A 7,614-nucleotide genomic window follows, 5' to 3' on the forward strand; every position below is an offset into this window, starting at 1 on the left:
TAGGATTACCAAAAATCCAAACCTATAGCGGGAAGGCTATTTTTATTGCCTTTTTTCTTACTCTACAATCTTATCCTTAATAATATTTAGAAAGAATTATTCTTTTCACATTAGAATTTTAAAAATGACTAATCACATAAAAGTCGCCCTAATTGGCGCAACTGGTAAAGCTGGAAGCTATTTACTAAGCACACTATTAAATCAAGGTTATTCTGTTAAAGCATTAATCAGAAATCCATCATCTTACAATTACATGCATCCCAATTTGGAAATTGTAAGGGGAGATATAAAAGATTCAGAAACAGCGAATGAGCTTATTAAAAACTGTGGAGTTGTGATAAGTGCCCTTGGACAAGCAAAAGACGAACCTCTAATAGCAAGTTTAGCTGCTCAAAACATCATAAAGGCTATGAATAAGCAGCAAATCACAAGATATATATTCTTAACCGGCCTGAATATAGATGTTCCGGGAGATAAGAAAAGCAGGAAAACAATTCAGGCATCCACATGGATGAAGGAGACATTCCCGGTATTTGTGGCCGACAAGGAAAAGGCTTTTGAAATAGTAAAAGCAAGTGCGCTAGATTGGACTATGGTGAGGTTACCATGGATTGAGCAGACCGATGAGGTAAGGCACCTCGCTGTAAGCCTGGAAGATAGTCCTGGTGAAAAGATTAGTACAACTGATCTGGCACATTTTCTTATAGATCAGATCTTAAAGGCTGATTTTATTGGAAAAGCACCATTTGCGGCAAGCCTATAAAATTTAAAATTATGAGGGTAAATATCTTTACCCTCATAATTTTAAAATAGATTCAATTGTCCGCCAGTTGGTGGTTTCGCATCGCCAAAAACTGTTTTACCACCGTATTTCCATGAGTCATTTCTCTCTTTTTCTATAAGCTCTTCAAAATTATCATTAGGAATAAAGTCCTTTTCAACTTTGAAAGATAGTTCACTTAGCTTTTGTATAGCGTGAAGCTTATCGGTTTGATCGATCTTTGCTTTATGAACTGCTTTGCCGAGTACACTAACGGTTTCATCATAAACTTTTAAAGGTACCGGGAATGGATGCCCATCCTTACCTCCATGCGCAAATGAGAAACGGGCTGGATCAGTAAATCTGGAAGGTGTACCATAAATAACCTCACTTACCAATGCAAGTGATTGCAGGGTTCTAGGTCCCATTCCCTCAAGCAGCAGCAACTCTTCAAAATCTCGAGGGTTCTTTTCATGACTTAGCCACAGCATCGCACCCAAACGTTTAAGATCTACATCTTTAGCCCTAACGTCATGGTGCGCGGGCAAGACCAGCTTACGCACTTCTCTTATCATTCGTTCCGGATGCTCTGTTGTCATTGATAACATTGCCTTACGGGAAGGTAATGCTTCTTTGGCTACAAGATTTAAAATTTGTCCCTGGTTTTTCCCACAAATCCCTGTATGAGGTTCATCTACAAAGGAATTTAGTGATGAAGAATGCCAATGATACCTGCGTGCAGTCGAACTTCCATCTCTCATTCCCTGTTGCACAACGGTCCACAATCCGTCCTTGTCTACAATAAAGTTATGCATATACAACTGAAATCCATCTTGTAAAGCTGTATTATCAACCTTGGCACTTAGCTTACTGCTACGCACTAAGTCATTGCCATTTAATCCGGTACGTTCTCCAAATTTAAGTAGCTCATCGGGAGTTTGTCTGGATTTTTTGCCCTTGCCTCCACAAATATATATGCCCAATTCTTTATACCGAGGATTAACCGAGGCTTTTAAAGCGCCCATAACTGAAGTAGTAATTCCAGAGGAATGCCAATCCATACCCATCACTGCACCTAAGCTTTGGAACCAAAAGGGGGCACTTAACCTCCGCAATACCTCAGCTGTACCATACTCGATAACTATTGCCTCTGTAATTGCCAATCCCAAACGCGACATACGTTCTGCCAGCCATTTAGGAACATATCCATAATGCAAAGGTAAATCAGCCGTCCCAGATCTTTTCATTACTAACAAAATTAGCAAAATATTACCAATAATTCAATTTAACATTTCTTAACATCTGCCTATCATAATCCACCTTATATTTGTGGTATAAATATTTGGTTAGTATTTATAGTTTAGGTTTAGTTGATAAATAAAAAAGCACCGATGGATTTCGGTGCTTTTTTATTTAATCAAATCCTTAAATTTGCAGGGTTATCCCTCCCATCACCATTTATCAATGAGCACCAATAAATTAATAAATATACCACCCCTCCCTGCCGTACTATTGTCTATAATTAGCGTTCAAGCTGGGGCGGCAATAGCCAAAGGATTATTTCCAGCACTTGGGGCAACTGGCACGGCATCTGTGAGGATAGGTTTATCTGCAATTATTTTAGTGGGGGCCTACAGACCAAATTTGAACCGTTTCACAGCAAAACAATGGAAAGCCGTTATCCCTTATGGTATATCGCTAGGCTTAATGAATGTTATTTTCTATATGGCCATAGAAAGGATTCCACTGGGTTTAGGTGTAACACTCGAATTTATTGGACCTCTTTTACTAGCTGTAAGTGGATCCAAACGTGTATTAGATTTCTTTTGGGTTTTTTTGGCTGCAATAGGAATAGCTTTTATTGCACCCTGGAATGAAAAAGGTATTGATTTAATTGGCGCATCACTTGCATTGCTGGCAGGAGGTTTTTGGGCAGGCTACATTCTTCTTGGCGGCCGAATAGCTAAAATTATGGATGGAGAACAAGCGGTGGCAGTAGGCATGATATTCGCGGCCATTGTAGTGGTTCCATTCGGCTTTGGAAGCGGGGGTTTATCCAATTTCACACCTATTATGATTTTAAGCGGCGGTGCGCTGGCATTGTTATCAAGTGCTATTCCATTTACTTTGGAAATTGGTGCCCTTAAGAAATTACCAGCGCGTACTTTTAGTATTTTAATGAGCCTTGAGCCAGCAGCTGCAGCATTATTCGGGCTAGTGTTTTTAAAAGAACACCTCACCCTGCATCAATGGTTGGCAGTAACTTTTGTAATCATTGCAAGCCTCGGTGCCACACTGACTAAGGGCAAAAAGAACCTTTAGCTTGCCATTGGAATTCTATTCTTAGAAACCACCATTACAATAAGAGACCGTTGCTGCTCATCGCGAAAATTGATTAGAAAATTCTTATTTCCATTGTTTTTGATCAAACTGGTTAACCTTGGAAACATAATCGCTAATGATTCTACCTGTTTTATATCATCACTATCTACAATAAGAAATTGAGAAGAAGCATCGTTCTTAATATGTTCAATATTCTGGTGAAAAGGGTGTAATGAATCCATAATATGATTAATTTGAATTGATTTATAAACTGTTATTTAATATATAACGAGAGTAATCGCCATTCCGCTACAACTAGTTCGAATTATATTAATTTAGTTTAGACAATTGCACTTTCAAATTATTACATTACTTTAAAAACTTATCTATCGCCAGATAAGTCATCGGGTGATAGTTAGGCCTTGCTTTTTTGTAAATCTCTTTGGCTTTTTTTAGGCCTTCAGGCGTTTTCATCATTTCTTTATACAAAGGAATGATGTGCCACATTCTACCATTTTCTATTAAATAATCTTCTATTCTTTTATCGGCAGCAGTGTACTGATGACGAATGGCCAATGTGTACCATGCCAACTGAATATCAGTATTATTTGAACCGGTAAAGTTAAACTGACGATCTAAATCAGCCATCTGCTTTACACTCATTTCCGGCGACAACATGTTGATAAAGAACCTCTTTTCATTACTTGTATTAATTTCTTTGGTCAAAACAGAAGTATCTCTCAATTCATTTTTATTCCATGCCGATGCTATATGATCAATTTTAGCAAACTTTCCACCTTTAGCCCACAGGCCTTTAGAATAAGCGATATTTGATGGAATACCAGGCCCATAAACCCAATCATTTACGTTAATTTTCTTCTCAAGATCAGGGTTAGCTTTAATTAGATTCTCATTCAGATAAGCTAGAAACTGTTCTGTAGAAACAGATTGAAAAGCATGACCATCAAAATAGCCTCTTAAAAAAACATCAAATTTTTCTCTCCCTACTGCCTCTTCAATTGTCCGCAAAAAGAAATAGCCTTTTTCATAGGCAATATCATTAGTGCCCTCGTCAGGATTTCTTCCAGTATAATCAGTTTTCAGATAAGTATCCTTGCTGGTATCGCCCATTTCCTTTACAGCATCTTCCAAAGCCTTTTTAGCAAATTCCTCCTGCATCTCAGCTTCCTGTTTACCAAAAATCGCTTCATCTATTCTTCGTTCAAAATAATTGGTAAAGCCTTCGTTAAGCCAGAAATCATTCCATGTAGCATTTGTAACTAAATTACCACTCCAACTATGAGCCAATTCATGGCTAATTATACTTACTAAAGACCGATCGCCGGCGATAATTGTTGGAGTAATAAATGTCAGATTAGGATTTTCCATCCCGCCAAAAGGAAAACTCGGGGGCAATACAAGCAAATCATATCTTCCCCACCTGTATGGGCCATATAGCTTTTCAGCAGCATTTACCATTTTACCCATATCAGCAAATTCATATACTGCTTTTGCCAAAACCGATGGTTCAGCATACACACCAGTGCGCTCATCTATTGCTTTAAATTCAATATCACCAACAGCTAATGCCAATAAATATGAGGGAATAGGGTGAACTTGGTTAAAATGATAAATTCCTATACTGTTTTTTACCTCAGGATTCACCGCACTCATTAAAGCCAGCAAATCATTTGGAACTGAAACGGTTGCGTTGTATGTAAACCTTATACCTGGACTATCCTGACAAGGGATCCAGCTGCGTGCAGCAATACTTTCTGACTGTGTAAATAAATATGGACGTTTTTTACCGGCTGTTTGGTGGGGGTTTAACCACTGCAAAGCACTTGCCTGTTTATTCGTAGTATAATAAACGGTCATCAACTTTGTTTCAGGAGTAATAACCACTTTTAGTGGCCTTCCTAAAAACTCCTTCTCCTCGCCATAGGTAAATGTGGTCTCCTTTTCCTCTGCACCCAGCGTGATCTTTGAAATATTAAGCTGGTTATCATCAAAAATAATCTCATTTGATTTAGCCTTATTGTTTATTTTCCAAACTGCCTTTCCACTAATCTGCTGATTCTCGAAATTAACTTTTATGTCCAAATCCAGATGTTCAACTACAGCTATAGATGGTTTTGAAAAAGAATGTGGATCTTCAACAACCTGACTTGCAGTTTCTTCTTTTTGTTTACAGGACAACATCATCAGAAATGGAATGAACAAAATTAAATTCTTCATCAGAACAGTTTTTTTTAACATAATAACCAGTTAGTCTATTATTCAAGTTACAATAAGTCATTTGCAAGATTTGCCAGTTCACTACGCTCGCCCTTATCTAATGTAATGTGCGCGTATAGTGGATGGTTCTTTGCATTTTCAATCAGGTAAGATAGGCCATTACTCTCGGCATCAAGATAAGGTGTATCTATCTGATATATATCACCGGTAAATATGATTTTGGTATCTTCTCCCGCCCGCGAAATTATTGTTTTTATTTCATGTGGAGTTAAGTTTTGGGCCTCATCAACAATAAAAAAGATTTTAGAAAGCGTTCTTCCTCTAATATAAGCGAGCGGAGTAATTACGATTTTACCTGTAGTTACAAACTCATCTATCCTTCCCTGCATCTTTAAATCATGATTATACTGCTCTTTAATGAACCTCAGATTATCCCATATGGGTGCCATATAAGGATCTATCTTCGATTTAGCATCTCCAGGTAAAAAACCTATATCCTTATTACTTAATGGAATAATTGGCCTGGTTACATAAATTTGCCTGTAATCTTTACGTTGCTCCAATGCACTGGCAATTGCAAGAAGTGTTTTTCCGGTACCTGCCTTACCCTGAATAGTTACCAATTTAATTTCGGGATTAAGCAAAGCATGTACAGCAAAAGATTGCTCGTGGTTTCTTGGCGAAATGTTAAATATTTTCTTTGAAGATACCGGATATAAGCGTTGCGTGGTAGAATCAAACCATGCAGTTGCAGTTTTCCGGCTATTTTTTAGTATACAGAAATGATTTGGAGACTGAGGCACAATATCCAGTAATTCAGTGCTAATGCTACCTTCAGTTTTAAGTTCTGCAAAAAGTTGCTCCGGAACTTTAGAAAGAACCGTTTTACCGGTATAAAGTTCATCTACATTTTTAATCTTTCCAGTTTCATAATCTTCAGCATACAGTTCAAGAGATTTTGCCTTTAAGCGTAGGCATATATCCTTTGATACCAGTACTACTTTCTTCTCCGGAAATTCCTCCTTTAAACTTAAAGCAGCATTAAGAATACGATGATCAAATTTTCCGGCTCCAAAAATTGCCTCAGCATCAGCATGATCCGGCTTATTATCCATTACCACTTTAAATCGGCCACTTTTAGTGCCATTTAAAGGAATCCATTGGTTCATTATTTTACTACCTGAAGCATTATCCATAAGACGAATAAAACTCCTTGCCTCTGCATTACGTGTTTCATTACCATTTTTCATATTATCAAGCTCTTCTAGAACTTGAATTGGTATGGCAACATCATGCTCCTGGAAATTATTGAAAGCGTTATGATCATATAAAATAACAGAAGTATCGAGAACAAAGATTTTCTTCTGTAACGAAGGATTTTTAGCAGTTTTACTCATGACACCTAAATTTAGCGATTTTTACGCTCGATACGAAATAACAAAAAAGAGGCTGTGCAAAATATTTGATTTGCACAGCCTCTAGTTAAAATTTGATATTAAATTTAGAACAACAAATATATTTTAAATCCCAAATCATCAATAAACCCTTGCGTTGTCAGGTTAAAATTAGTTTGTTTATTTTCAGTCACTGTAGCACCATTAACTTTTTGATTATAATTCAAGTAATTGGCATTTGCAGACAATAAAGTGGTTTCGAAGGCAAATCTCTTAGAAACAAACCAGGTAAGGCCCCCATATGCTCCCAAAGAATATTGATTGGTTTTATTACTCCCACTATATGATTCAGTATTTTCAAATTTCTGAGTCGCATAGCCATATCCAGCCTTGCCACCTGCATAGGCGTATAATTTACCTATCAAAGGATAATACTGCTGATAAGTAACATTCCCACCGTAAGATTTTGTATCAGTACTATTTCCGCTTCCTTTCCCATACTGTAACTCAATTCCAATCCTGGTATTATCTTTAATGAACAATCCATAACCAAGCGAAAACGAACTTTGTTTTGTCTTACTATCACTAGAAGACTGGTCATTAAATTCTGTCTTATTGGTGGATACATTCACGCCCAGTCCTAAAGTGCTGGTACCTTTTGTTTGGGCATACCCGCATAGGGAAGCCAATACTGCTACTGCAGTTAATAGTTTCTTTTTCATTTGTGTGTGTRWKWWMGRAMTAAACTTAGCGATATACATTGTCATTATGAAATATTTATTTTCATAATTTGTAACATAATTAAGATGAAGGTCATTACACCCAATGAAATGTGTATAAACACAAAAACCCTGCAGATATGATCTACAGGGTTTTGCTTAAGATTTGGCACCGACCTAC

At 37.2% G+C, this 7,614-nt stretch carries 7 protein-coding genes; 2 read left to right on the forward strand and 5 right to left on the reverse strand.

The features are described 5' to 3' along the window. Nucleotides 1-124 precede the first annotated feature (124 nt). Nucleotides 125-763: an NAD(P)-dependent oxidoreductase gene (locus tag N824_RS17020; RefSeq protein ID WP_048906347.1), complete on the forward strand. Its 639-nt coding sequence runs from the start codon at nt 125-127 to the stop codon at nt 761-763. A 41-nt stretch (nt 764-804) separates the two neighbouring features. Here the strand turns inward: N824_RS17020 and N824_RS17025 are convergent, their stop codons facing one another. After that, nucleotides 805-2,007 (reverse strand): DUF763 domain-containing protein, encoded by a 1,203-nt coding sequence (locus N824_RS17025; protein ID WP_048906348.1) that lies wholly within the window; start codon nt 2,005-2,007, stop codon nt 805-807. A gap of 217 nt (nt 2,008-2,224) precedes the next feature. On the opposite strand from N824_RS17025, the gene N824_RS17030 reads away from it, so the two are divergent. Beyond that, nucleotides 2,225-3,082, forward strand: a complete 858-nt coding sequence (locus N824_RS17030) for a DMT family transporter (RefSeq protein WP_048906349.1) — start codon at nt 2,225-2,227, stop codon at nt 3,080-3,082. On the opposite strand, the gene N824_RS17035 is transcribed toward N824_RS17030, so the two are convergent. From N824_RS17035 to N824_RS17050, 4 genes are all read right to left on the reverse strand, one after another. After that, nucleotides 3,079-3,324 (reverse strand): hypothetical protein, encoded by a 246-nt coding sequence (locus N824_RS17035; RefSeq protein ID WP_048906350.1) that lies wholly within the window; start codon nt 3,322-3,324, stop codon nt 3,079-3,081. The two genes, N824_RS17030 and N824_RS17035, sit on opposite strands and share 4 nt — an antisense overlap. A 127-nt stretch (nt 3,325-3,451) precedes the next feature. Continuing rightward, nucleotides 3,452-5,320, reverse strand: coding sequence for a M1 family metallopeptidase (locus N824_RS17040; protein WP_048906368.1), 1,869 nt, complete (start codon nt 5,318-5,320; stop codon nt 3,452-3,454). A gap of 47 nt (nt 5,321-5,367) precedes the next feature. Then, nucleotides 5,368-6,717 (reverse strand): PhoH family protein, encoded by a 1,350-nt coding sequence (locus N824_RS17045; RefSeq protein WP_048906351.1) that lies wholly within the window; start codon nt 6,715-6,717, stop codon nt 5,368-5,370. 104 nt (nt 6,718-6,821) lie between these two features. Then, on the reverse strand, nt 6,822-7,436 hold the full coding sequence (locus tag N824_RS17050) for an outer membrane beta-barrel protein (protein WP_048906352.1): 615 nt from the start codon (nt 7,434-7,436) through the stop codon (nt 6,822-6,824). Nucleotides 7,437-7,614: the final 178 nt, after the last annotated feature.

It is taken from the genome of Pedobacter sp. V48 (assembly GCF_000523515.1).
In the GTDB taxonomy this organism is placed as follows: domain Bacteria; phylum Bacteroidota; class Bacteroidia; order Sphingobacteriales; family Sphingobacteriaceae; genus Pedobacter.